Origin of the sequence: Nocardia sp. XZ_19_231 (genome assembly GCF_015355705.1) — a bacterium.
In the GTDB taxonomy this organism is placed as follows: Bacteria; Actinomycetota; Actinomycetes; order Mycobacteriales; family Mycobacteriaceae; genus Nocardia; species Nocardia salmonicida.
In genome coordinates, this window is record NZ_JACUZI010000010.1 from 124,302 (window position 1) to 147,105 (window position 22,804).

The 22,804-nt window shown below is 67.1% G+C and carries 22 protein-coding genes; 12 read left to right on the forward strand and 10 right to left on the reverse strand.

The window, feature by feature from the left end:
* Window positions 1-111 precede the first annotated feature (111 nt).
* The 4 genes from IBJ82_RS30675 to IBJ82_RS30690 are packed head-to-tail and all read left to right on the forward strand — an operon-like array spanning window position 112 to window position 4,530.
* The gene (locus tag IBJ82_RS30675) at window positions 112-1,833 is read left to right on the forward strand and encodes a thiamine pyrophosphate-binding protein (RefSeq protein ID WP_194829469.1); all 1,722 of its coding nucleotides are present in this window, start codon (window positions 112-114) and stop codon (window positions 1,831-1,833) included.
* Window positions 1,830-2,489, forward strand: a complete 660-nt coding sequence (locus tag IBJ82_RS30680) for an SRPBCC family protein (RefSeq protein WP_194829470.1) — start codon at window positions 1,830-1,832, stop codon at window positions 2,487-2,489. The genes IBJ82_RS30675 and IBJ82_RS30680 overlap by 4 nt, the downstream gene beginning before the upstream one ends.
* 2 nt (window positions 2,490-2,491) lie before the next feature.
* Window positions 2,492-3,505: a 3-oxoacyl-ACP synthase III family protein gene (locus IBJ82_RS30685; protein WP_194829531.1), complete on the forward strand. Its 1,014-nt coding sequence runs from the start codon at window positions 2,492-2,494 to the stop codon at window positions 3,503-3,505.
* 11 nt (window positions 3,506-3,516) lie between these two features.
* Complete coding sequence (locus IBJ82_RS30690) at window positions 3,517-4,530, forward strand: aminotransferase class I/II-fold pyridoxal phosphate-dependent enzyme (protein ID WP_370585552.1); 1,014 nt, start codon at window positions 3,517-3,519, stop codon at window positions 4,528-4,530.
* Here IBJ82_RS30690 and IBJ82_RS30695 read toward each other — a convergent pair whose 3' ends face one another.
* Both IBJ82_RS30695 and IBJ82_RS30700 read right to left on the reverse strand, forming a co-directional pair.
* The gene (locus IBJ82_RS30695) at window positions 4,531-4,701 is read right to left on the reverse strand and encodes a hypothetical protein (RefSeq protein ID WP_194829472.1); all 171 of its coding nucleotides are present in this window, start codon (window positions 4,699-4,701) and stop codon (window positions 4,531-4,533) included.
* Between the two features lie 438 nt (window positions 4,702-5,139).
* The gene (locus tag IBJ82_RS30700) at window positions 5,140-5,406 is read right to left on the reverse strand and encodes a hypothetical protein (RefSeq protein ID WP_194829473.1); all 267 of its coding nucleotides are present in this window, start codon (window positions 5,404-5,406) and stop codon (window positions 5,140-5,142) included.
* Window positions 5,407-5,471: 65 nt separating this feature from the next.
* Here IBJ82_RS30700 and IBJ82_RS30705 point away from each other — a divergent pair, with 65 nt between their 5' ends.
* Window positions 5,472-5,771, forward strand: coding sequence for a hypothetical protein (locus IBJ82_RS30705; RefSeq protein WP_194829474.1), 300 nt, complete (start codon window positions 5,472-5,474; stop codon window positions 5,769-5,771).
* 203 nt (window positions 5,772-5,974) lie between these two features.
* Here IBJ82_RS30705 and IBJ82_RS30710 read toward each other — a convergent pair whose 3' ends face one another.
* Both IBJ82_RS30710 and IBJ82_RS30715 read right to left on the reverse strand, forming a co-directional pair.
* Window positions 5,975-6,313 (reverse strand): hypothetical protein, encoded by a 339-nt coding sequence (locus IBJ82_RS30710; RefSeq protein ID WP_194829475.1) that lies wholly within the window; start codon window positions 6,311-6,313, stop codon window positions 5,975-5,977.
* Window positions 6,314-6,376: 63 nt separating this feature from the next.
* Complete coding sequence (locus tag IBJ82_RS30715; RefSeq protein ID WP_194829476.1) at window positions 6,377-6,784, reverse strand: SdpI family protein; 408 nt, start codon at window positions 6,782-6,784, stop codon at window positions 6,377-6,379.
* Window positions 6,785-6,985: 201 nt separating this feature from the next.
* Here IBJ82_RS30715 and leuS point away from each other — a divergent pair, with 201 nt between their 5' ends.
* Window positions 6,986-9,826: a leucine--tRNA ligase gene (leuS, locus tag IBJ82_RS30720; RefSeq protein ID WP_194829477.1), complete on the forward strand. Its 2,841-nt coding sequence runs from the start codon at window positions 6,986-6,988 to the stop codon at window positions 9,824-9,826.
* A gap of 70 nt (window positions 9,827-9,896) precedes the next feature.
* Here the strand turns inward: leuS and IBJ82_RS30725 are convergent, their stop codons facing one another.
* Both IBJ82_RS30725 and IBJ82_RS30730 read right to left on the reverse strand, forming a co-directional pair.
* On the reverse strand, window positions 9,897-10,685 hold the full coding sequence (locus IBJ82_RS30725; protein ID WP_194829532.1) for a polysaccharide deacetylase family protein: 789 nt from the start codon (window positions 10,683-10,685) through the stop codon (window positions 9,897-9,899).
* Between the two features lie 194 nt (window positions 10,686-10,879).
* Window positions 10,880-11,569, reverse strand: coding sequence for an SDR family oxidoreductase (locus IBJ82_RS30730; RefSeq protein ID WP_194829478.1), 690 nt, complete (start codon window positions 11,567-11,569; stop codon window positions 10,880-10,882).
* An 85-nt stretch (window positions 11,570-11,654) separates the two neighbouring features.
* Between IBJ82_RS30730 and IBJ82_RS30735 the strand changes: the two genes are divergently transcribed.
* Entirely contained in the window at window positions 11,655-12,203 is a 549-nt protein-coding gene (locus IBJ82_RS30735; protein WP_194829479.1) for a DUF6069 family protein, read from the forward strand.
* Window positions 12,204-12,257: 54 nt separating this feature from the next.
* The gene (locus IBJ82_RS30740; RefSeq protein WP_194829480.1) at window positions 12,258-13,598 is read left to right on the forward strand and encodes an amylo-alpha-1,6-glucosidase; all 1,341 of its coding nucleotides are present in this window, start codon (window positions 12,258-12,260) and stop codon (window positions 13,596-13,598) included.
* Here the strand turns inward: IBJ82_RS30740 and IBJ82_RS30745 are convergent.
* Window positions 13,595-14,281: a pentapeptide repeat-containing protein gene (locus IBJ82_RS30745; RefSeq protein ID WP_194829481.1), complete on the reverse strand. Its 687-nt coding sequence runs from the start codon at window positions 14,279-14,281 to the stop codon at window positions 13,595-13,597. The genes IBJ82_RS30740 and IBJ82_RS30745 overlap by 4 nt on opposite strands.
* Before the next feature lie 131 nt (window positions 14,282-14,412).
* Here IBJ82_RS30745 and IBJ82_RS30750 point away from each other — a divergent pair, with 131 nt between their 5' ends.
* Window positions 14,413-15,147 carry a glycoside hydrolase family 25 protein gene (locus IBJ82_RS30750; protein WP_194829482.1) on the forward strand — a complete coding sequence of 245 codons (735 nt, stop codon included), beginning with the start codon at window positions 14,413-14,415 and terminating at the stop codon, window positions 15,145-15,147.
* A gap of 60 nt (window positions 15,148-15,207) precedes the next feature.
* Here the strand turns inward: IBJ82_RS30750 and IBJ82_RS30755 are convergent, their stop codons facing one another.
* The 3 genes from IBJ82_RS30755 to IBJ82_RS30765 all read right to left on the reverse strand — a co-directional run bounded on the left by IBJ82_RS30755 (window position 15,208) and on the right by IBJ82_RS30765 (window position 18,773).
* On the reverse strand, window positions 15,208-17,262 hold the full coding sequence (locus IBJ82_RS30755) for a PhoX family phosphatase (protein ID WP_194829483.1): 2,055 nt from the start codon (window positions 17,260-17,262) through the stop codon (window positions 15,208-15,210).
* A gap of 156 nt (window positions 17,263-17,418) precedes the next feature.
* Window positions 17,419-18,219 (reverse strand): hypothetical protein, encoded by an 801-nt coding sequence (locus IBJ82_RS30760; protein ID WP_194829484.1) that lies wholly within the window; start codon window positions 18,217-18,219, stop codon window positions 17,419-17,421.
* A gap of 38 nt (window positions 18,220-18,257) precedes the next feature.
* Window positions 18,258-18,773: a lipoprotein LpqH gene (locus tag IBJ82_RS30765; protein WP_194829485.1), complete on the reverse strand. Its 516-nt coding sequence runs from the start codon at window positions 18,771-18,773 to the stop codon at window positions 18,258-18,260.
* A gap of 158 nt (window positions 18,774-18,931) precedes the next feature.
* Between IBJ82_RS30765 and IBJ82_RS30770 the strand changes: the two genes are divergently transcribed.
* From IBJ82_RS30770 to IBJ82_RS30780, 3 genes are read left to right on the forward strand one after another with little or no spacing between them, the layout of a single operon-like run.
* Window positions 18,932-20,248 (forward strand): hypothetical protein, encoded by a 1,317-nt coding sequence (locus IBJ82_RS30770; protein WP_194829533.1) that lies wholly within the window; start codon window positions 18,932-18,934, stop codon window positions 20,246-20,248.
* Window positions 20,248-21,288, forward strand: coding sequence for a hypothetical protein (locus IBJ82_RS30775; RefSeq protein WP_194829486.1), 1,041 nt, complete (start codon window positions 20,248-20,250; stop codon window positions 21,286-21,288). Before IBJ82_RS30770 ends, IBJ82_RS30775 begins: the two co-directional genes overlap by 1 nt.
* Window positions 21,288-22,802, forward strand: a complete 1,515-nt coding sequence (locus tag IBJ82_RS30780) for a lipopolysaccharide assembly protein LapB (protein WP_194829487.1) — start codon at window positions 21,288-21,290, stop codon at window positions 22,800-22,802. The genes IBJ82_RS30775 and IBJ82_RS30780 overlap by 1 nt, the downstream gene beginning before the upstream one ends.
* Window positions 22,803-22,804: the final 2 nt, after the last annotated feature.

Sequence of the window (22,804 nt, forward strand, 5' to 3'; positions counted from 1 at the left end):
ACACAAGGGGTGGTTTTCCCCCACCCTCTGAACTCCCCCTCGGCGCGCCTCGTAACCACATCAGACGCGGTGCACAGCGGCGTCACATCTCGTCGCGGAGAAGGAGGGCCGATGCCGGACAGAGTGGTGGACTACCTGGTACGAACGGTAGCCGACCGGGGAGTCACCCAGATCTTCGGCGTGGACGGCGCCAATATCGAGGACCTCTACGACGCGATCTTCGACGCGGGCGGTTCGCCCACCGGCATCGTCGCCAAACACGAGTTCTCGGCGGCGACGATGGCTGACGGCTATGCGCGCAGCACCGGCGGGATGGGTGTCGTGGCTGCCACTTCGGGCGGTGGGGCGGTGAATCTTGTTGCCGCACTCGCCGAATCGTTCACCTCTCGAGTGCCGGTGCTGGCGTTGATCGGGCAGCCGCCGACCAGCCTGGAAGGTCTCGGCGCGTTCCAGGATTCGAGCGGCTTGTCCGAATCCATCGACGCGGCAGCGCTGTTCGCGACGGTCAGTAGGTACTGCGCTCGCGTGACCGACCCGATCGAGCTGCCCGATCAGCTCGCTTCGGCGATCGCGGCCGCGGAAAGTGGCGGACCGGCGGTGCTGCTGATTCCGAAAGATATTCAGCAGCAGGCGATGCCGGATGCCCTCGTCGTGCGGGAGTTCGACACCGCTGCGGCCACATCCGACGGAGCACAGCTCGATCGAGCCTCGCCGAGCTCCGCGACAGTGACTTCCCCGCACACCATCGCCACCGAACTCGCCGACGCCCGGCGCACAGGAAAGGTGGTGATCATCGCCGGTGATCAGGTCGCCCGCGACGATGCCCGCACTGAACTCGCCGAATTGGTCGCCACGCTCGACGCCGCCATCGGCTTGGCCCCCGACGCCAAGGACGTGTACTCCAACACGGGCCCCGGCTACTGCGGTGTCGCGGGCAGCATGGGTCATGCCGAGCTGGTCGAGGCCCTCTCGGCGGCAAGCGCCTGTCTGCTCGTCGGCACCCGCCTCCCGGTCACTGCCCGCGCCGGGCTCGACGCCGCCCTCGCCGACCTATCTGTACTCAGCGTCGGCGCACGCGCGCCGTACCTCGCAGCGACCCACGCCACCAGCGCGGATCTCGCGGCGACCATCACCACGCTGCTGGCCGACATCGGCGCGGGGTCGACTACGAGCCCGCGTTCCGCCGAGCTCACGCCGATGGCAGTCCCCGAAGCGGCGGGCCCCGGGCTGCGCTATCGCACCGTCGTCGAGGCGATTCAGCGCGCGCTGCCCGATGGCGCGGATATTTTCGCCGACGCGGGTAACACCGGCGCCTCGGTGGTGCATTACCTACGGGTACCCGAGGGCGGACGGTTCACGGTCGCACTCGGGATGGGCGGAATGGGTTACGCCTTCGGCGCGGGTATCGGTTCCGCGTTCGCCCGCCGCGCCGCGCCCGACGGCTCGCACCGCACTGTCGTCATCGCAGGTGACGGCTCGTTCTTCATGCACGGCATGGAGATTCACACCGCGATCGAACACGACCTGCCCATCACCTTCGTGGTGTTCAACAACAACGCGCACGCCATGTGCGTCACCCGGGAACAGCTCTACTACCGGGATCGCTACAGCTTCAACCGTTTTCAACCGTCACATCTAGGAGCGGGCATCGCGGCCATGTTCCCCGGGCTGCCGGCCCGCACCGTCTCCGACCCGCACCGGTTGTCCGACGCACTCGACCACAGCTTCGCCGCCACCGGACCCTCGTTTCTCGAAATCCTCTGTGACCCCGACGAAGTCCCGCCGTTTCTGCCCTTCCTGTCCGCCCTCGAATCCTCCAGGAGCACCCCGTGACCACCAGCGCCCTGCCAGCCCTGTCCGACATCCCCGATGAGGTGGTGCCCGGCGTCATCCGCATCGAGAACTCCGATCGGGAGACCACCACGCCGATCATCATGGACATGCTGCGGTCGGTGTATCCGCACGACCAGATCTTCGGCGACTACTGCCCCGTGCAGACCTACATCGCGGCGCCGCCGCGCGAGGTCTACGAGTACCTCGCCGACACCCGCTCGCTCGAGGAGTGGACCTACAGCCTGCGGGGATTCGTCGAAACCGCCGAACCCGGCCTGTGGCTGTCCTACGACCGCCTCGGTGACGCGACCAAGTGTTTCACCCGCACCGTCGTCCATCCCGACGCGATGACCGTCGACTATCACTGCGCGTGGGACCAGTCCGAGCACCTCTGGATGATCTATCTGATGCGGGTGGTCGACGCCCAGGTGGTGTTCAACAAGCCGGGTTCGGTGGTGACGTGGGTCAACTGCAAGCACCCCTTCTACGACGAAAACGGTTATCCCGAAACAGCTCCGCCGAAACGCCCGGTCTGGGTCGGCGATTTCTGGGAGATGTTCTCCGCCGGACACCAGCTCGAGCTGGACAACCTCAAAGCCATTTGTGAATACCGCGCGGCCAACGGGCTGCCGATCAAGCCGGAGTGGATGCAGTGAATATGCCGCAGGTGAGTCTGGTCGATGTCGCGAGCTATCTGCCCGGCGACCCCGTCCCGACCGATTACTTCACCCAGTTCTCGCGTTCGGAGCGGATGGCGAAGAACGTGATGTTCCGTTCGCCGACCGGCCGCCATCACATCGGACGCGACGAAACCGCCGTCGACATGGCCGAGCAGGCTTTCGCCGTGCTGCGCGAACGCCACGGCGCCGATCTCGCCGCCGAGATCGACATCATCATCACCCACACCCAACTGCCCGATAATCCGGTGCTCGGCGCCGGGCCCGAACTGGCGCGCAGGCTCGGGGCGAAACCCTCGCAGGTGCTCGATGTGCACAACAGCGGTTGCGCGGCGTTCGTCCAGATGATGGCGATGGCCCGGATGATGATGGCGACCAGCGACGCCAAGACCGCGCTGATCGTCGCCGCGCAGAATTGTGCGGGCCCCGTGTTCACCCAGCCCGATATCCGGAAGCTGGCGCAGGCGCCGGTGCCGGGTGACGGTTGCGGCATCGGCCTGCTGCGCAAGGACGATTCAGGCCCGATCCTCGATATCGAAACCCGCACCTATCCCGAATTCGCCGGTGACATGGACTTTTCCACGAACGGCACGCGCAAGTACTGGGAGCCGGGCGAGGGACAGGGCTGCGTGAGCTTCTCCGAATCCAAGATCACCAAGGTGTTCGCGCGCGGCAATCGCTTGGTACCCGAGGTGGCGCTGGAGGTCTGCAAGCGGATCGGGGTGAAGAGCAGCGATATCGACACCTTCGTCACCAATCAGCCCAATCGGCTGTTCCTGCGCAACTGGCACGATGCGCTGGAACTGCCCGCCGAACGTCACCCCGATACGTTCGATCAGTGCGGAAACCTTTTCGCCGCAGGCATTCCCGTGACTCTCGACGCGGAGAACCGGGCGGGCCGATTGCGCAACGGGTCGGTGGTGTTGCTGTCGGCGTTCGCGCACGCGGGTGACTTCGCCGGCGCGGCGGCGATTCGCTGGGGCGCCGCGCGATGACTGTGCGGCTGGTGGAACCGACGATCCCCTCCCGTCAATTCCACAACACTGCGATACCGACACTGTTCGACCTCGGTCTCAGCGAGAATCCGTTCCCACCATTGCCTTCCGTGCTGTCGGCGGTGAATACCGCACTGACCCATGCCAACCGGTATCCGGAGTTTCTTCCGGAAGAACTGCCGCGAGTCATCGCCGATCACCTCGGGGTCTCACCCGACGACGTGGTGGTCGGCGCGGGGGCCACCGGTGTCGCCATGCAGGTGATGCGGGCACTCGGCAGCGGTGAACTGCTCACCAGTACACCGACTTTCGACGGCTACCCGATCATGGCCGACATGGCCGGGATGACGCTGGTCCCGATCCCCCTCGACGTCGGCGGCAATCAGGACCTCACCGCCATGCGCCGCTCGGTGAACCGGCGCACCTCCCTGGTCGTGCTGTGCCGCCCCCACAACCCCACCGGCACCGTGCTCGACGCGGCGGCCGTCCGTTCCTTCCTCGCCGCGATTCCCCGCCGCGTGCCCGTTCTGCTCGACGAGGCGTACGTCGAATTCCTCGATCCGGCAGACCGTCTCGACATTCGCACCCTGCTGCACCGCCACCCGAATCTGCTGATCCTGCGCACCTTCTCCAAGGCGTACGGATTGGCCGGACTGCGGATCGGCTACTGCGTGGGCCGCGGAAAGCTGATCGAACGAATCCGCCACCAGCAGTTGCCCTTCGGCACCCCCACCGCGTCCGTCGCCGCGGTGCGGGCCGCCTACGCGGCAGGCACGGAACTTCGCGACCGCGTCGACCGCATCAACGGCGAACGCGATCTCCTGCGAATCACTTTGCGAGCCTGTGGAATCGATGTGCCCCGCAGTCACGCGAACTTTCTCTACCTGCCCGGACCCGGGGTAGCCACCGCCCTGCGCCGCGCCGGCATCAAGGCAAAGGCCTACCCCGACGGCAGCGCCCGCATCGCGGTCGGCGACCCCGTCGCGGGCCGGGCAGTCCACGCCGCCCTCGTCGACCTGCGGTAGTCAGTTCGACAACGGAACCCGACCCGGTGCGCGCCGGGTCACCACGACCGGGACCTGGATCCTCCACCAGGTCCCGGTCATCCGCGGCTCAGCACCCACCGCCACCACCACAGCCGCCCCCGCCACCGCACCCACTTCCGCCACCGCAGCTTCCCCCACTGCTACCGTCACCGCTGCCACCATCACCGGTTCCGGCGAAACCGGCACCGGCACTACCCCCGGCAATCCATCCCGACCTGCGCGCTTTACCGCTTTTACCTCGCTTCGACCCCAGCACGATCCGAGTGGCGCCCAAGACGAAGAACACCAGCGAGCCGAACAGAATCGCTTCCGTGAACATCCACCCGGATGCCGCTGAAATCAGCCCGACAACCAGCAGAACAAGTGACCCGGCAACGTATTCCCTGCCTCCTCGTAGGTCAGCACGCGTAGCGGCCATCGGAACCTCCTGCGACTCTCGATCCCTCGATTTACCGGTCAGCAGCTACTGCCGCCGCAACTGCTACTACTGCCGCCCCCGCAGCGACTGGACAAGCATGTCGAAACCGAACGTAACCGCGAGTTCTTACAATCCCCTTTCGAAAAACCAGCAGTGCCCCCGCGACAACTTCAGTCGCCGCTGCTTCCGCTCCCGTTCGACCGTGCGCCGACCGACCGGCGCCCGCCTTTCGCCTGCCGCGTCCGCTCCGACACCGCCCGACCGCGCGCCCTGCGGACGGCAGCAGCCTGCCGTTCGTTTCTGGCTTCCGGGCTGGCACCGAGCATGACCAGCCCGAACAACACCAGCACGACCGTGGTCGCCAGCAGGACTGCTCCCGTACCACCCCCGAGCAACAACCCGACTACAGCGACGATGAACGCCAAGACAAAGACCATGGTTCCTCCCCGAGATGAGCATCGCCGCCGACCGACGACACCGAATTGCTTACTGATCCGCCCCGATGACTTTCACTCAGCAGCTGCTGCCGCCACCACAACTACTGCTGCTACCGCCGCCACAACTACTGCTCGACCCGGAATCGCAACTCCCCGACCAACTGCTACCGCCGCTGTCGCTACTACTGCTTCCGCCGCTGGACCAGCTCGTGTCGGCCGAACTCCAACTGCTGCTCGCCCCCGAGCGGTGTCCCCGTTGCCGATTCCATTGCCGATTCCGAGCCCGCGCCAGCTCCCGTGCCTGTCGATTCGCCGCGATCCGCGCGCGCCTTTCCGGTCGCCCCGCCGGATCGGACACCTGCTGAACTATCGCCAGAATGGCCATGACCGGCACGGTCACGATTCCCACCACGCCGACCATTCCGACAAGAAGCGCGAGAACAGTGGTGACTACATCGCTGATGCTCATGGACCCCTCCTACCTGGATCGGTATGTCGAGGGAGACCGTAACCGCGAGTCCTTGCAATCTCCTTGTGGCTCAACCACCGTCGAGGCCGCGGTCAGCGATCATTCGCCGCCGCCGCCGCCCCCACAGCCGCCGCCTCCGCAGCTGCTGCTGCCACCCCCACAGCCGCCCCCGCCATGTCCGCCGCTGCCGCTGTTTCCACTGCCGCCGTGATGCTGCCCGCCACCGTCACCGAACCAGCTGACCCCGGCCGTAGACGTCCCCGCGGCCCACCACCGTTTCGACTTCCGTGACCCGCCGGGATCGCGAATGGCGAGAATGCCACCGACCACGACGACGACAGCCGCGATCACGAGCATGACGATCCCCGTCACCGTCGAATAGCTGGTAGTGATCACACCGATCAACGCGAGAACGAGCCCCGCCCCGACAACCTTCATGATTCCCCCCGATCAAGGTCCTGCCTCCTGTTGTACCGGAGTGCGAGACCCGCCGCTAGGGGGTTAGTTCGCGGGCGCGCAGGTGTCGCGGATGGAGCAGCCGCCGCAGGAGGAGCCGCAGCCGCCGACCGGAGCCGGAGGCATCAAGGGTTCGACCGTGCGGGCCGCGGCGTTGGCGCCCGCGCCGAGGGTGAAGACCGCGATCACCGCGACCAGCGCGGCTACGCCGACGCCCGCGAAACCACCGGCCACCAGCACGACCAGGCCGCCGGCGAACAGCAGGGCGCCCGCGCCGACGGAGGTGGGGGCGGCGATGCGGTTGGCGATGCGGAAATTGTCGTCGCTGTGCAGCGCGGCTTCCGTCGTGACACCGAGGAAGCGGTTGCGGGGCAATTTGCCGAGCAGTCCGAGCACGCCGGTCGCGATGGCGACCGCGGCCAGCGCGAACAACAGGAGAGCGACGACGACCATTCATGCAGGCTAGCGCACCCGTAAAGACCCGGAATCAGGGCTCCCCGCCGAGGTGACCGGCCCCACACCGCCGGTGCGCGCCGCCGAGACTGCGCGGGACCGGGCGGCCCGTTCTCGGCCCTTGGGAAATCGCCTCGCGTCAACGTTCTACGCTGTTAGACGATGTTTACCGGGGATCGGCGAGAACAAGAAGGCAGGACCGTGCAGGACACTCGTGCAACCGAGACTGACGTACCTCAGCACCGGTACAACGCCGAGCTGGCTGGGCGGATCGAGCGCCGCTGGCAGCAGAACTGGACCGAGCGCGGCACCTTCAACGCGCCCAACCCGGTCGGGCCGCTCGCTGGTGAGACGCCGCCGGACAAGCTGTTCATCCAGGACATGTTCCCGTTTCCCTCGGGCGCGGGCCTGCACGTGGGTCACCCGCTCGGCTATATCGCCACCGACGTGTTCGGCCGCTACCACCGCATGCGCGGCCGCAACGTGCTGCACGCGCTCGGTTACGACGCCTTCGGCCTGCCCGCCGAGCAGTACGCCGTGCAGACCGGCGCGCACCCGCGGGTGACCACCGAGGCCAATATCGCCACGATGCAGCGTCAGCTGGACAGGTTGGGCCTCGGCCACGACCCGCGGCGTTCGTTCGCCACCACCGACCCCGAGTACTACCGGTGGACGCAGTGGATCTTCCTGCGCATCTACAACGCCTGGTACGACCAGGAAGCCGGTCGCGCCCGCCCCATCGCGGAGCTGGAAGAGCAGTTCGCCACGGGTGCGCGTCCGGTTCCCGACGGCGACTGGAACACCATGTCGGCCGCCGAACGCGGCGCGCTGATCGACTCGTATCGCCTGGTGTATCAGTCGGATTCGATCGTCAACTGGTGCCCAGGGTTGGGTACGGTGCTGTCGAACGAAGAGGTCACCACCGATGGGCGCAGCGAGCGCGGGAACTTCCCGGTGTTCCGTAAGCGCATGTGGCAGTGGATGATGCGCATCACCGCCTACTCCGATCGTCTGGTCGACGATCTGGACACGCTGGACTGGCCGGACAACGTGAAGTCCATGCAGCGCAACTGGATCGGGCGCTCGCGTGGCGCACAGGTGCGGTTCGACGCCGATGGCGAGACCATCGAGGTGTTCACCACCCGACCCGACACCCTGTTCGGCGCGACGTATGTGGTGCTGGCCCCCGAGCACGAGCTGGTCGACAAGCTGACCGCCGCAGCATGGCCCGCCGACACCGACGCCCGCTGGACCAACGACAGCGCCACCCCCGCGGAAGCCGTTGCCGCATACCGCAAGTCGATCGCGGCGAAGTCGGATCTGGAACGTCAGGAGAACAAGGAGAAGACCGGCGTCTTCCTCGGCTCCTACGCCACCAACCCGGCCGACGGCACGCAGGTGCCGATCTTCATCGCCGACTACGTGCTGAGCGGCTACGGCACCGGCGCCATCATGGCGGTGCCCGGCCACGACGGCCGCGACTGGGATTTCGCGACCACGCTCGGCCTGCCCATCGTCGAGGTGATCGCGGGCGGCGACGTCAGCGAGGCCGCTTACTCCGGCGACGGCGCACTGGTGAATTCCGGCTTCCTGAACGGACTTCCGGTCGACGAGGCCAAGGCGACCATGATCGGTCACCTCGAAGCCGAGGGCCACGGCACCGGCACCGTCCAGTACAAACTGCGCGACTGGCTGTTCGCCCGTCAGCGGTACTGGGGCGAGCCGTTCCCGATCGTCTACGACGCCGACGGTGTGGCGCACGCACTGCCGGAATCCATGCTGCCCGTGGAACTTCCGGAGATGGAAGACTTCGCGCCGGTCACCTTCGACGCCGACGACGCGAACTCCGAGCCGTCCCCGCCGCTGGCCAAGGCCACCGACTGGGTCACCGTCGAGCTGGATCTGGGCGACGGGCCCAAGCAGTACCGCCGCGACACCAATGTCATGCCCAACTGGGCCGGATCGTCGTGGTACCAGCTGCGCTACGCCGACCCGACCAACGCCGAGACGTTCTGCGCCGAGGAGAACGAGAAGTACTGGCTGGGCCCGCGCACGGCCGAGCACGGCCCGAACGACCCGGGCGGCGTCGACCTGTACGTGGGCGGTGTGGAGCACGCGGTGCTGCACCTGCTGTACGCGCGGTTCTGGCAGAAAGTGCTCTTCGACCTGGGCGATGTGTCGGGCAGCGAGCCCTACCGCCGCCTGTACAACCAGGGCTACGTGCAGGGTTACGCCTACACCGACTCCCGTGGCGCGTACGTGCCCGCCGCCGAGGTCGTCGAGCGTGACGCGAAGTTCTTCTGGACCGCGGCCGACGGCGTCGAGATCGAGGTCGCCCAGGAGTACGGCAAGATCGGCAAGTCGCTGAAGAACGCCATCTCGCCCGACGAGATGTGCGACCTCTACGGTGCCGACACCTTCCGCTTCTACGAGATGTCGATGGGTCCGCTGGACACCTCGCGCCCGTGGGCGACCAAGGATGTCGTCGGCGCGCACCGCTTCCTGCAGCGCGTCTGGCGCCTGGTGGTCGACGAGGAAACCGGCACGGTGAAGGCCACCGACGCCGCACCCTCGGACGAGACCCTGCGCCTGGTGCACCGCACCATCGCCGGCGTCGACGAGGACCTAGCCGCGCTGCGCGACAACACCGCGGGCGCCAAGCTGATCGAGCTCACCAACCACCTCACCAAGAACTACCCCACCGGCGCCCCCCGCGCCGCCGTGGAACCCCTGGTGCTGATGCTCGCCCCGCTGGCTCCCCACATCGCCGAAGAACTGTGGGAACGCCTCGGCCACACCGCATCCCTGGCCCACGGCCCCTTCCCCGCCGCCGACCCGGCGCTGCTGGTCGCGGACTCGGTGGAATACCCGATCCAGGTAAAGGGCAAGGTGCGCAGCCGAATCCAGGTCCCCGCCGATGCCGATTCAGCGGCGATCGAAGCTGCCGCCCTGGCCGACGAGAAGGTCATCGCCCTGCTCGAAGGTCAAGCACCACGCAAGATCATCGTGGTGCCGGGCAAGATGGTCAACATCGTCCCCTGACCTGCGATAACGACTACGGCGAAGCCCCGGAACGATCCCTGACGAAAGTCACATCGCCGGGGCTTTTCCATCAGGCCTGCACCTGGAGAACATCATTGAGCGTGACCATAGCCAGGTTGCGTTCCCTGATGATGTCGACCAGTTGGCCGTAGCAGTGGGTGACCGGGGGGAAATTGGCATGGCCGATGATGATGGTCTGGGCGGCGAAATACTTGTGGGCGCATTCGATCAGGTATTCCTCGGTGATGAGGCCTGAGTCGGAGAGCGAGCCGTACCACATGGTGGGGACGGTGTAGCCGAGGTCGGCGGCCACCTTGTCGACGGTGGCGTTGTGATATCCGAACGGCGGGCGATAGTACGGCGTGCCGTCGACGCCGAAGTTGTTGCGCAGGAACGTTTTCGTGCGACCCAGCTGGTCGGCCACCTCGGTGGTGCTGATCTTGGTCAGGGCGGCGTGGTCCCAGGTGTGGTTGCCGAGTTGGATCTGGCCCGATTCCACCAGCGGGCGCAGCGCGTCGCGGTGGATGGTCCAGGATTCGTAGTAGCCGGTGACGAAGAAGGTGAAGCGGGCGCCGGTGTCCTTTGCCCATTTCACGTAGGCGCCGACGACTTCGGGACTGGCGCCGTCGTCCACGGTGAGCGCCATGGAAAGGCCCTGCCCCGGGAGCGCGGTGATGGGCTTCGGGGGAATGATCGACTTCGGACCGCCCGGTGGGGGCGGGAGCAGGGGCCGGACGGGGTTCGGAGCGGGCGGCGGCGTGGGGATCTCGCCGCCGGAACCGGCCTCGACGGTCTCGCCCTCGGCGGTCGCACAACCGGTCAGCGCCACAGCGGTACCCGCGGCCAACATCGCCAGCATTCGACGTCTATCCACGTACGAAACCCCTACTCGAACCGGGTGCACCTCGCGACATGCCAGGGCACGATCAAATCAGCGGCACGGTACCTACCGAATCCGTCAAACGTCTGAACCAGCGGATACCTCTGTGCGAATTCCAGCGCCGACCCCCTGGACGCAGCTATCGGCGACCATACCGAATCGCCTCGTCGCGGTCAGCGGGGCCGCAACACGATCTCGGTCGGATGCCCGTCACGCGGCGTGTCGAGGGCGGTTCGCACGGCACCGGCCACCGTCTCGGCGGTGAGAAATTCCTCCGGCCGGTACTCGCGGCCCTCGTCGGCGACGATCGCGCGCTGCATATCGGTGTCGATGCGGCCGGGGAACAGTGAGGTCACGCGCAGCGAGGGCTCCTCTTGGCGCAGCGCGTCGGCGAAGGCGCGCAGCCCGAATTTGCTCGCCGCATAGGAACCCCAACCGGGATGCGCGCGCAGCCCCGCTCCCGAATTGATCAACACCACATGCCCGTTCGCGGCGCGCAGCGCGGGCAGCAACACCCTCGTCAGCTCGACGACGGCGATCAGATTGACCTCGAGAGTCTCGCGCCACTGCTCGACCGAGGACTCGGCGACCGTTCCGAGATCGGCGATACCCGCGTTGTGCACGAGGACATCGAGCCGCGAGATCTGCTCGGCGGCCGCCGCCACCGCGGGGTAGTCGGTGAGCGCGACCGGCCAGCCCGTCGCATCGGGCAGCTCGGTGAGAATCGGCTTCAGCGCCTCGGCGGAACGGGCGCCGAGCAGCAGGTCGTGAGTAGGCGAGAGCTCGCGAGCGATCGCGGCACCGAGTCCACGGCTCGCGCCGGTGATGAGAGCGGTCTGGGCGGGAGTACTGGTCACCGTCATACATCCCACGCTAGCGGGCACAGAGATCTGGACACCCTGGCCGTTTCCCCCAGCGGATGACAGCACCGGCTAGTACCGTCGGACTATGACCGATCCCCGGTACAACTACGGACCAGCGGACCCGCAGTACCCACAGAACCAGGGCCAGCCTCAGTACGGCCAGGGCCAGGGCCAGCCTCCATATCCTCAGGGCGAGCCGGAGCCCAAGGTCAATGTGGGCAAGCTGTGGGCGGGCGGTATCGGCACGGCCGTCGTTGCCGCGCTGCTGGTGGTCGTCGCGATCATGCTGATCCGCGGCGTGCTCGGCATCGCGATCCTCTCGCCGGAAGGCGCGGGCGCGTACGGCACCGTCTCCACCACCTCCTACGCCATCGCCGCCGCAGCCGCCGCGCTGCTGGCCACGGCCCTGCTGATGGTGTTGTTGCTCGCCATGCCGAGCCCGCTCACGTTCTTCACCTGGATCTGTCTGCTCCTCACCGCCGTCGCGGTGATCCTGCCGTTCACGCTGGTCGCCGATATGGACGCCAAGATCGCGACCGCGGCGGTGAACCTGGTGGTGGGGCTGTGCATCACCACCATGCTCAGCTCGGTCGGATCGGCCGCCCAGAACACGCCGCGTCAAGCCGGGTACTGATCGTCACAGTGCTGCCGAGATGCCATAGGGCCTGCTCCGCCGCAGAATAGACAGATGACCGACCCAGGTTTCACCTCGACGCAGCTCGCGGCCCGCGCCGCCTACCTCCTGCGCGGCAACGACCTGGGCACGATGACCAGTGCCGCGCCCCGCCTCTACCCACACATGTGGAGCTGGGACGCGGCGTTCGTCGCGGTGGGACTGGCGCCGTTGAGCGTGGAGCGGGCCGTGGTCGAACTCGACACGCTGCTGTCGGCGCAGTGGAAGAACGGGATGATCCCGCACATCGTCTTCGCCAACGGCGTGGACGGGTACTTCCCCGGGCCCGCGCGGTGGGAATGTCGCAAGCTGGCGACGAACGCGCCCGAAGGCCCCGACACCTCCGGCATCACCCAGCCGCCGGTGCACGCCATCGCCGTGCAGCGCATCCTCGACCATTCCCGCAGGCACGGCCGCTCCACCCGGGCCGTGGCCGAGGAATTCCTGAACCGCCGCTGGCCGGATCTGGTGCGCTGGCACCGCTGGCTCGCGCACGCCCGCGACCCCAAGGAAACCGGGCGGATCACGCTGTACCACGGCTGGGAATCCGGCATGGACAACTCCCCGCGGTGGGACCGCGCCTACGCCAATGTTGTTCCGGGCAAGGACCTTCCGCCGTATCGGCGCGCGGACACCTCGATCGTCTCCGACCCGACCCAGCGCCCCAGCGACCGCGAATACGACCGCTACCTGTGGCTGGTCGAGCAGATGCGGCGCGCGAACTACGACGATTTCCAGCTCACCTCGGTGATGAGTTTCGCCGTGGAGGACGTGTTCGTCTCCGCGATCTTCGCGCTGGCCTGCGAGGTACTGGCCGATATCGGCGAGGAGTACAAGCAACCACACGCCGACGTCCGCGAACTGCACGGCTGGGCCGAACGTTTCCGTAAGGGCGTGGTCGCCACCACCGACGAACGAACCGGCGCCGCGAGGGATTACGATTCCCGCTTGCAGCGCTGGATCAGCACCGAGACCCTTGCCATGTTCGCGCCGCTGATCTCGGGCGGGCTGTCCCGCCACGCCGAGCGGGCCCTCCTCAACACTTTCGAGGGCCCTCGCTTCTGCGGGCACCCCGACCTGCGCTACGCCCTGCCCCCATCGACCTCCCCCGTGTCCAAGGACTTCCGTCCCCGCGAATACTGGCGTGGCCCCGTCTGGCCGGTCATGAGCTGGCTGTTCTCCTGGGCCTTCGCCCGCCGAGGCTGGGCCGAGCGCTCCTACATGCTCCGGGCCGAAGGTCTGCGCCAGGCCAGCGACGGCAGCTTCGCCGAGTACTACGAGCCGTTCACCGGCGCTCCGCTGGGCAGTATGCAGCAATCCTGGACTGCCGCTTCGGTTCTCGACTGGTTGGGCTAGTGCTCGCCGGCATAGGTCTGCCATTCGACAGTGATCCCGAGTTCGCGCGCGAGCGTTGACGCCAGTCCTTCCACGTCACCACCCTGAATAGTGGCGCCGCGCAGCGCGGTGATGCCGTAGATGCCGGTGAGGTCGCAGTCTTCGAAGCGGAGGTTCTGCTGGATGCGCGCCCCGGCGAAGCGGGCACCGACGAGATTGCAGCGTTCGAAGCGGACGTTGCGGAATTCGGTGCTCTGAAAGTCGGCTTGACGAAGGTCGCAGTCGCGAAAAACTACTGTGCGCATGCGAGATTGGGCGAAGGAGGACAGGTCGGCGCGCGTGGAGTCGATCAGTACGTCGCGGAGAACGCCTGCGGTCCAAGACAATCCGGTGAGGCGACCGTGCTCGATCAGGGATTCGATCAGCGAGGAGTCGTCGGCCTGCACGTTGGCCAGATCGCAGACCCGCAGGGTGGATTCGGCGATGGTGCTGTGGCGCAGGGTGCTCGGAAAGCGCACGCTGTCGAACAGGCAGGCCTCGACGCTCATGCCGGAGACGTGACTCTCGGCGAAATCCGCGTCGCGATATTCGATGTCGGTGACGGTCAGTTCGTCGGTCGGATCGTCGCCCGGCGAGACCGCCGGTCGCAGCGCCCCCGGCTTCGCCACCGCCGGCTCGAACCGCACCTCACGCTTGCGCGCCATGCCCACCACTCCCTGTCAGCCGATGTCCGCACCAAGATACGGGCACGGGCCGACAGGCTTTCGGTAACTATTCACAGACACCCACCAACACCACTGGTCACACGAGCAACAAGCCACTACGGTCGACGGCCATGGACACCAAGCGCTGGAGTTCGACGGTTCGTGGTTGCCTTGCGCTCGCCGCTCTGGCCTGCGTGCTGCCCGCTACCGCGCAGGCGGAGCCCAGCGGGCCGGATGTGTCGTCCTGGCAGCATGTCGACGGCCGGATGATCGACTGGCACGCGGTGCGCGCGGCCGGACACCAGTTCGCGATGGTGAAGGCCACCGAGGGTCTGCACTACGTCAATCCGTTCTTCGTGCAGGACAGCATCCTGATGCGAACCGCGGGCATAGCGCGCGGCACCTACCATTTCGCCCGTCCCGAGCTGCCGCCCGAACCACAGGCGGCGATGTACGCCACGACGGTCCTCGGCCAGAACGGGCCCCTCGACCTCCCGCCGGTCCTGGACCTGGAAACCTCCGGCGGCCTGGCCCCCGCCGCTCTCATCGACTGGACCCACCGCTACCTCGACACCGTGCAAGCCCTCACCGGCCGCACCCCGATCATCTACACGTATCCGAACTTCTGGAAGACCGCGATGGCCGACACCAGCGCCTTCACCAGATATCCACTCTGGATCGCCGACTACAGCGGCGACGACCAGCCCGAAGTCCCCGGCAACTGGCCCACCTGGACCTTCTGGCAGACCACCGACCGCGGCGCCGTGCCCGGCATCCATGGCGGCACCGACGTCAACCGTTTCAACGCCGCCCATGGCGATTTCGCCCGCTTCGCCAACATGTCCGGTTTGTTCGGCAGCAGCTGACATGACGAAACCGCCACTCGCCCAGCCGAGTAGCGGTTTCATCAGCGGATCGGGGTTCGGCTACACGCCGATTCGTCCGCCGTTCTTCTTCCAGACCACCGCGACCGAAGGGCGGGGTTGGGTGGTGCCGCCGTCGGGCCAATGCGACAGGGGCTTGTCGATGGTGGCGTCGTCGCCTTCGCCGGGGTGCTGCACGCAGACGAGTACCTGCTTCTCGGTGATGACCGGGCCGCAGGTCTCCCCGCCTCGGGGGACAGTGAGGAACTGCTTGGTCTCACCGCGGGCGGGGCCGTCGAGGACCACCGAGAACAGGCCGTCGTTGGACTTCAGCGCGTTGCCGTCGGTGGAGATCCACAGGTTGCCGTACGGGTCGAAGGCCAGGTTGTCCGGGCAGGAGATGGGACTGACCTTGGTCTTGTCGAAGCCGCTGAAATAGGTGTCGGCGGTGGCGGGGTCACCGCAGACCAGCAGCAACGTCCAGGTGAAGTCGGTGCCGGTGTGGTTGTCGGTGAGCTCGAGTACCTGGCCGTTCTTGTTCAGCTTGCGCGGGTTGGCCTCGTCCACACCCGGCTTGCCGTCGGCGGCGCGGTTGGTGTTGTTGGTCAGCGCGACGTAGACCTTGCCGGTCTTGGGGTTGGTCTCGAAGTCCTCGGGGCGGTCCATCTTGGTGGCGCCGACCTTGTCACCGGCCTGGCGGGTGAACACCGCGACCTCTTCGGCGGACATCCCGTCGACCAGGGATTTGCCCTTGCCGTCGGCGCCGGTCTCGAGCAGCGGAATCCACTGACCCTTGCCGGTGAAGCCGCCGTTGGGGACCTTGCCGGAGCCGTCGATCTCGGCGGCGTGGTCGCCGGTGAGCTTCGCGACGTAGAGGGTGCCCTCGTCGAGAATGGTCATGTTGTGGCGCATGCTCGACGCGCCGGCGCCCGACTGCACCTTCTTGGTGGAGACGAACTTGTACATGTAGTCGAAGCGCTCGTCGTCACCGCTGTAGGCCACGACGCTGCCGTCGCCGGTCACGTGGATGGTGGCGGCCTCGTGCTTGAACCGGCCGAGCGAGGTGTGCTTGACGGGAGCCGAGCTCGCGTCCCACGGGTTGACCTCGACGACGTAGCCGAAGCGGTTGACCTCGTTGGGTTCGGCCACGACATCGAAGCGCGGGTCGAAGGTCTCCCACTTGCGCTCGGAAGCCGTGCCCTCGATGCCGTAGCGCTTCAAGCGCGCGGCAGCGGCGGGTTCGGTGACGCTCGCGGCGTTGCCGAAGTACTGGTTGAAGTTCTCTTCACCCGAAAGCACCGTGCCCCAAGGGGTTACACCACCCGAGCAGTTGTTCAGGGTACCGAGCACCTTGGTTCCGGTCGGGTCCGCCTTGGTCTTCAGCAGCGCACTACCCGCGGCCGGACCCTTGACCTCGAACTCGGTGGTCGCGGTGATGCGCCGGTTGTACTTGCCGAACGCGGGCGTCAGCTTGCCCGAGCCGGACTGACCGTGCACCTCGACGACACTGAGGCCGTGCGACGCCAACGCGATGTCGAACTGCTCACGAGTCGGCGCGTCCTTCTTGTAGCCGCGGAACATCATCGGCTCGGTGCTGTACTCGTGGCTCACGACCAGCAGGTACTTGTCGGCCTGGCCCTCGATCGGCAGCAGCCCGGCGAAGTCGCAGTTGTAACCGAACTGCTTGGCCGCCGCCGCGGGGGTCTGCTTGTCGAAGTCGAACGCGGGCGCGCCTTCGACCACCGCGTCGCCCCAGCGGATCAGCACCGACTGCTCGTAGCCGTCCGGAATGACCACCGAGTCTTCCTTGTTCGGCGCGACGGCGGTGAACCCGGTGCCGGTGCCGGGCGAGCCGGTGGGGGTCGAGCCGGTGTCGGAGCTGTCGTCACCGCAGGCAGCCAGCACACTCATCGCGCCGACGCCGAGGACGACGGCGGCACCACCCTTGATCAGGCCACGACGGTTGAGCCCGGCGACGATGTCACCGAAGTACTCACCGTTGGAGGTGTTGGGCACCTCGTGGAAGCAGGCGTTGCCGCACTTGTATTCACAGGTCAGGGCGGCGCGTGCCGACTGACCGTCGTGCTTGACGAACAGGGCGAGCGGTTTCGGACTCACGGTGACTCCTGAGTAGAACGGACTCCGGGCACCGTAAGCCGCTCAGGCGAGCCATCGGGAACGCGAAGATGAACGCACGACCAAAACTCGGCGCGCGCTGTGACCGATCACGGAGGGATCAGCCACAGCGCGCGCCGAGTGCGTAGGGAGTTGTCATCAGGCGTTGATCGGAAGGGAGATCACCACCTCTCGCTCGTTGCCGGGCAGGTAGTGCACCTGCACGATCCGGCCGACCTGTACGTGCCCGACCGCGGTGGGCGGCAGGTACTTCTCGACGCGGGTCTCGAAGGTGGTGCCGTCGGGGCGGGTCACCACCAGACCGAGCGCGATCTCGGTGTAGCCGCCGCGGATCCGGCCGGGCACGTCGAGGCTGCGCACCACCGCCTGGGCGGTGATGCCGCGATCGGCGATGTCGAGCTTGCCTCGGGTGGTGATGCCCTTGCGGATGAGGGATTCGTTCATCGCGCGCTGGGCGGCGCCGTTGTCGCCGGAGCGGTCGACCTCGACCTTGTCGGTGCGGCCCGGCAGGTACCGGACCGGCAGGACGACGCCCGGTTGGAGCAGGGCGAGTTCGGTGAGCGGGACGATCATCTTGGCGTGCGAATCGAAGACCTTGCCGTCGGCGCCCTCGACTCGAAAGGCGATCTTGACCTGTGGTTGGTCGTTCACCGAGACACCGGTCTGGCGGAACGAGGTGATGGTGCCGATGCCGACCGCGGCGTCGCGGAACTCGCTGCTGTTGCGGCCGGTGAAGGCTTCGAGGATGCCGTCGCCGGTGAAGGCGAAGACGATCGGGACGATGGTGAGCGCGATGATCGGCAGGGCCATCTGGGGACCGACCCAGCCGAGCATCGCACCGGTGAATTCGTCGGGGGTGTAGGTGAGGCCGTAGAAGAGGTAGTAGCCGACAGCAAAAATTCCGAAGGCGACCGCGGCCGCACGCAGCTTGGATTTCATGATTTCTCCTTGAAGGGGTGCGACCGGGTCGCGAAGGATCAGGCGCCGACGATGGTGGAGCAGGCGAAGGTGATGTCGAACTTGACCGTCGACGGGCCTGCCAGCGGGTTGGTCATGTCGGCGCTGATGCCCTCGCCGGTGATGCGGTAGGTGTTGCCGTCCTTGGCCAGGGTCGCGGAACCGCCGGGCTGACCGTTGCCGTAGCCCACGGCGTAGGGCAGGCCGTTGGCGCCGCCCTGGCTACCGCCGATGGCGACCGCCTGCACCTTCTCGCCTTCGACCGATGCGCTGACCGAGAGGCTGCCGTAGGTGGCGTTGGCCGTGTCGGTGAGTGCCAGGGCCAGGGTGCCCCCCTGCTTGGCACAGGTGGTGTCGAACTTCGCGGTGAACTCCTTGCCGTCGACAGTGGCGGTCGACTTGCCCGCCGCCGGAGCCGGGGCCGCCGATCCGGAGGTGCTCGGGGAGGTAGTGCCCGCGTCGTCGCTGCAGCCGGTGACGAGCAGCGCGGTGGCGGCGGCGGAAGCGGCGAGGGCGGCGATCAGCTTGGTGTTCATGGTGTTTTCCGTTTCTCTCGGTGTGAGCGGGTTGGTAACCCGTTGAGAGAAAGGTAGAAATCCCGCGCCGCCTACCGATCCCAACTTTCGCGCTGCGCAACCGCCGCGCCGGTCGCCGAAAATACCTATAACCTGGTCGGATGCGGAGACCGCGCGCCATGGTGCTCGATGAGGTGTGGCGGGAGATCCACGGTGTCGACGCGTTGAGCGGGGCCGACGGCGGACCGCTGCGACGGACAGTGAAGTTGATTCTGGATCCGCTGGTGCTTCGGCCGATGCAGCATCCGGTGTTGGCGTCGAGCGTGCTCGACGAGGACGGGATCGTGCTGCTCACGGCACTGGTGCACGCGCAGTCCGATGCGCTGCGGGCCTGCGCGGCGTGGTTCGTCGTGCTGAAGCAGGTGCGGCGTCGGCTGCGGATCACCGAGGGCAACGCACAGGATCTCTACTTCCAGCGCTGTTTCGAGCTGGCGACCGTAGCCGGTGCGCCGGAGGGCGACAGCGGGCACGCGAGGGCCGAGGCGACGCTGCGGGAAGTCCACGACAGCACCGGCGGGCGCACCACCGCGGCGCTCAAACGCCATGTCACCGAGCCTCGTCGAGCCGCCGAGCTGGCCGAACTGCTCGGTATCGCCTGGGCGCGACGCCCGCTCGCCCCCTACTCAGCTCGTGACCTGGCAGCCGAACTGACCGAGCTGCTCGAAGCCTGCACCCTCGCCCACTCCGGCGACCCGGCCGACGCCGGTCCCCTGTTCGACGACCTCCTCGACAACCGCGCGGGCACCCACCGCGGGATCGCCCTGTGGCTCGAGCATCCCGAAGCCGGTGCCGACGACCTGGGGCTCACGGCGTTTTCCAGCCCACAACGACCCGTGCTCGGCGCGTCCGCATCGACCGCGAGTCTCGCTCTGCCCTTCGACCGGACCGTCTACGAACGGGTCTTCACGGTGTTGCAGGGCAGCATCGATCGGACCGATCTGCCCGAGATTCCGGAGCTGGTGACGCGGGAGATCTCGCGGAGCTGTTCCCCGTGGGGATTGCTCGAGGAATCCCTGCGGGTCGCCGCGGCGGCGGGTTCCGAACTGGCGCTCGGTCTTTCACCGATCGGGACGGCTGCCGAAGAATTCCACCGGCGAGTGCCGTCGTCGCGTGCGCACGAGGTGGTCAACGGTCGTTGGCGCCGTGAAGGGTATGTGCTGCAGGCGCGTCGGTACGCGGTGCATGTGGTCGATGGACAGACGGGGCCGCTCGCGGCGGTGGCCGCCGAGTTGCGTACGCCGTGGCGGCCGTATTCGCGCAGGTTGTGGGTGCGGTTGCACGGTCGGGATGTGCGCGAGCTGCCGGTGTTCGATCCCGGCGAGCTGTGGGATCTGCTCGACGGTGTCGCCCGGTCGGTGATCCTGGACCACCGCACTCGGGTCAAGCAGGCGCTGACCGCCGATACGGTGGCCGACAGGGAAGCGAGGGCCAGCTGATGACCGTCGTTCATCTTCGCCGTGCAGAGCCCGGCCTGCTCGTGATCGCTCCGGACGGGGCTGCCTTGGTCACCGATATTGCGCCGGGGCTCGATGTGCTGGTCCTCGAAGTGCTCGGGGGACATCTGAGTTGGCGCCTGTTCGACAGCGACGTGGTACCCGCCGCTGTGCTCGATGATGTCGAGGCGGCACAGGAATGGGTGTGGGCGGTATACGGCGAGGAAGTCGCCTTGGCGGTCGCGAACAACCGTCCCAGCTCGGTGACAGCCGCGCCCGCTCGGGAAAAGTCGGCGGCAGCCCTGCGACGACTCGCCTATGCGTACTGGGCAAGTCGGTGGTGGCCCGCGTCGACTGTCGACGGGATACCCGCCTTGGATCAGCGGCTGCTGCTCGAGGAAATCGAGTTGCTCACCGCGACATGCGAGATGGTGATCGACGAAGATGCCGACAAGCTGTTCCGCGAGCAAGAGCTCGGTGCGGCGCAAACCTCCGACGACGGCGCACCGGCGATCAGCCGATCACGCGGCCGTGCAGAGGATTACGCCCTGGCGGCCGGTGGTGCCGATTCGCCCGAAGGGCTGATCGTCGCGCGCGGCAGCGGCGGTTGGGATTGGCGACGTTGCCCGCCCGGCATTCTGGACGCGGGTGAGCAGGCTGTGTCGTGGCAGGTGTCCCGGGCGGCCGGGGTATCGACGGTGCAGGTCAGCGTGGTTGCCGCGCCGGACTGTGGACAACTCGCTCCCGACCATCTTCGGCCGTACGCACGGGTGAGAGTCCAGCTGCCCTCCGCCGACGTGGAGATGCCCTTGCACCTGCGGGGCGATGCCTGGACGGGCTCGGCCACGCTCCCCGACACACCTGAACAATCGCCGGAGATCACCGTTTTCGTGCCCGGTGTCGGTCCGGTCGATCAGCCGGAAGACGAGTCGGCTGTTCGGCAGCGGATTCGTCGATTCGCCAGAGCACGGCTCACCGAACACACCGGCGACCAACGCCTGACCGCCGAAACAGCGGCCGCCGAGACGGACGAGGACTTCTGATGGCAGCCACGGGCAGGACCTCGGATCGCGACGACGCACAGCTCACCGCAGGGTATGCGGCGTATCAGCGTGGTGATGTGGTCGCGGCATTGGAGATGTTCGAGAAAACGGCCGACGGTGCGCCGCCGCGGTTACGAAGCGCGGCCCTGATCAATGCCGCGAGTATGGCTGATGAGCTCGGCGATCACCGGCGATCGGTGGTGCTGTTCCGGACTGCGCTCGCCGAAATGCCCGAGGATGCCGCGCATCAGCGACCCGCCGCGTTGGTGAACCTGTCGCAGGCTTTCCAGCATCTGGGCGAGTTCGATGCAGCGCAGGATGTGCTCGAGGAAGCGCGGACGCTACTCGCCGACAGCACCGATCAGGGACTGTTGCGGGTGGCGTGCCTGCTGTCACTGACAGCGGTGGCGTTGCACCGGCAGCAGTGGGCGCGCGCGGGTGAGTTGGCTACCGAATCTTTAGGGGTGACAGAACTTTTCGCGCCGGAAATGGCCGGACACCCGTTGATGAACCTGGCCGCCTGCTCGTTCGAGACCGGTCGGTGGGAACTTGCCATCGACTTCGCCCGGCAGGGGGTGGCCGCTTTCGCCGCGGCGGGCGAGGACGCCTCGGTCGCCGAGTCGCAGCAGAATCTGGCCACCATGCTGGTGCGGGCGGGGCATTTCGACGAGGCCGAGGAGCCGCTGCGGGCCAGTCAGGAGTTCTTCGAGGCGGGCGGGTTGGGTCATTGGTCCGGGATCGGGGCCAAGACGATGGGCTTTCTCGCCGAACGTCGGGCTGACTTCGCCACTGCACGTACGTATTACGAGCGCGCGCTGGAGCGGTTCGACGCCACCGGCGCGGTGGTCGACGCGGCGGATGTTCGACTGCGACTCGCCACTGTCGCCTGTGCGGAAGGCGATCTCGCGCTCGTTGAGGAGCTCCTCGACGCGTCGTTCTCGGTCTACGCCGCCCACGGGCTCGGGATGCACTGCGCTCAACTCGATTACTGGCACGCCGAACTCCTCCATGCTGCGATCGAGCATGTGGCACAACCGGATCCAGCACTGTTGGGTCGCGCGGTCTCGCTGTCGGTTCCCGCCGCCCTCGCCATCGACGCCGTCCGCCACACCCTCCCCAACGGCAACCAGCGTGAGCACTGGCACCGCACCGTCGCCGAACCGGCCATGCGCCTGGCCTTCCGCTGCGCCGCCCTCTCCGGCAACGGCCAACTGGTCAGCGACTTGATCGACACTCAGTGCGCGGGAACGACTCTCGACCTGAGCTCCTACAACGACTCCGAGAAACCCACCCTCGATTTCGAGCTACTCGAGCCGCTGGCCGCCGAGCAGATAACCACTCCCGCACTGCAACTCGGCGCCGCACTCGCCGACGTGGCGGCAGCGGCGGGAATCCCCGTCGCGCTCCCCCCTCGACTCACCGACGGCGATCGAATAGTGCTGGCGGACTTCATCACCTACGCCGAGCAGCGCTACGGCCGTTCGGTCCGCGACCAACGGGTACTCGCGCTGTGAAC

Excerpts from the sequence above, each read along its gene's own strand:
- IBJ82_RS30675 (WP_194829469.1), top strand. The coding sequence starts at position 112 with ATGCCGGACAGAGTGGTGGACTACCTGGTACGAACGGTAGCCGACCGG.
- IBJ82_RS30685 (WP_194829531.1), top strand. The coding sequence starts at position 2,492 with ATGCCGCAGGTGAGTCTGGTCGATGTCGCGAGCTATCTGCCCGGCGAC.
- IBJ82_RS30700 (WP_194829473.1), bottom strand. The coding sequence starts at position 5,406 with ATGGTCTTTGTCTTGGCGTTCATCGTCGCTGTAGTCGGGTTGTTGCTC.
- IBJ82_RS30705 (WP_194829474.1), top strand. The coding sequence starts at position 5,472 with ATGACTTTCACTCAGCAGCTGCTGCCGCCACCACAACTACTGCTGCTA.
- IBJ82_RS30710 (WP_194829475.1), bottom strand. The coding sequence starts at position 6,313 with ATGAAGGTTGTCGGGGCGGGGCTCGTTCTCGCGTTGATCGGTGTGATC.
- IBJ82_RS30715 (WP_194829476.1), bottom strand. The coding sequence starts at position 6,784 with ATGGTCGTCGTCGCTCTCCTGTTGTTCGCGCTGGCCGCGGTCGCCATC.
- IBJ82_RS30725 (WP_194829532.1), bottom strand. The coding sequence starts at position 10,685 with ATGCTGGCGATGTTGGCCGCGGGTACCGCTGTGGCGCTGACCGGTTGT.
- IBJ82_RS30730 (WP_194829478.1), bottom strand. The coding sequence starts at position 11,569 with ATGACGGTGACCAGTACTCCCGCCCAGACCGCTCTCATCACCGGCGCG.
- IBJ82_RS30735 (WP_194829479.1), top strand. The coding sequence starts at position 11,655 with ATGACCGATCCCCGGTACAACTACGGACCAGCGGACCCGCAGTACCCA.
- IBJ82_RS30740 (WP_194829480.1), top strand. The coding sequence starts at position 12,258 with ATGACCGACCCAGGTTTCACCTCGACGCAGCTCGCGGCCCGCGCCGCC.
- IBJ82_RS30745 (WP_194829481.1), bottom strand. The coding sequence starts at position 14,281 with ATGGCGCGCAAGCGTGAGGTGCGGTTCGAGCCGGCGGTGGCGAAGCCG.
- IBJ82_RS30750 (WP_194829482.1), top strand. The coding sequence starts at position 14,413 with ATGGACACCAAGCGCTGGAGTTCGACGGTTCGTGGTTGCCTTGCGCTC.
- IBJ82_RS30760 (WP_194829484.1), bottom strand. The coding sequence starts at position 18,219 with ATGAAATCCAAGCTGCGTGCGGCCGCGGTCGCCTTCGGAATTTTTGCT.
- IBJ82_RS30765 (WP_194829485.1), bottom strand. The coding sequence starts at position 18,773 with ATGAACACCAAGCTGATCGCCGCCCTCGCCGCTTCCGCCGCCGCCACC.
- IBJ82_RS30770 (WP_194829533.1), top strand. The coding sequence starts at position 18,932 with ATGGTGCTCGATGAGGTGTGGCGGGAGATCCACGGTGTCGACGCGTTG.
- IBJ82_RS30775 (WP_194829486.1), top strand. The coding sequence starts at position 20,248 with ATGACCGTCGTTCATCTTCGCCGTGCAGAGCCCGGCCTGCTCGTGATC.
- IBJ82_RS30780 (WP_194829487.1), top strand. The coding sequence starts at position 21,288 with ATGGCAGCCACGGGCAGGACCTCGGATCGCGACGACGCACAGCTCACC.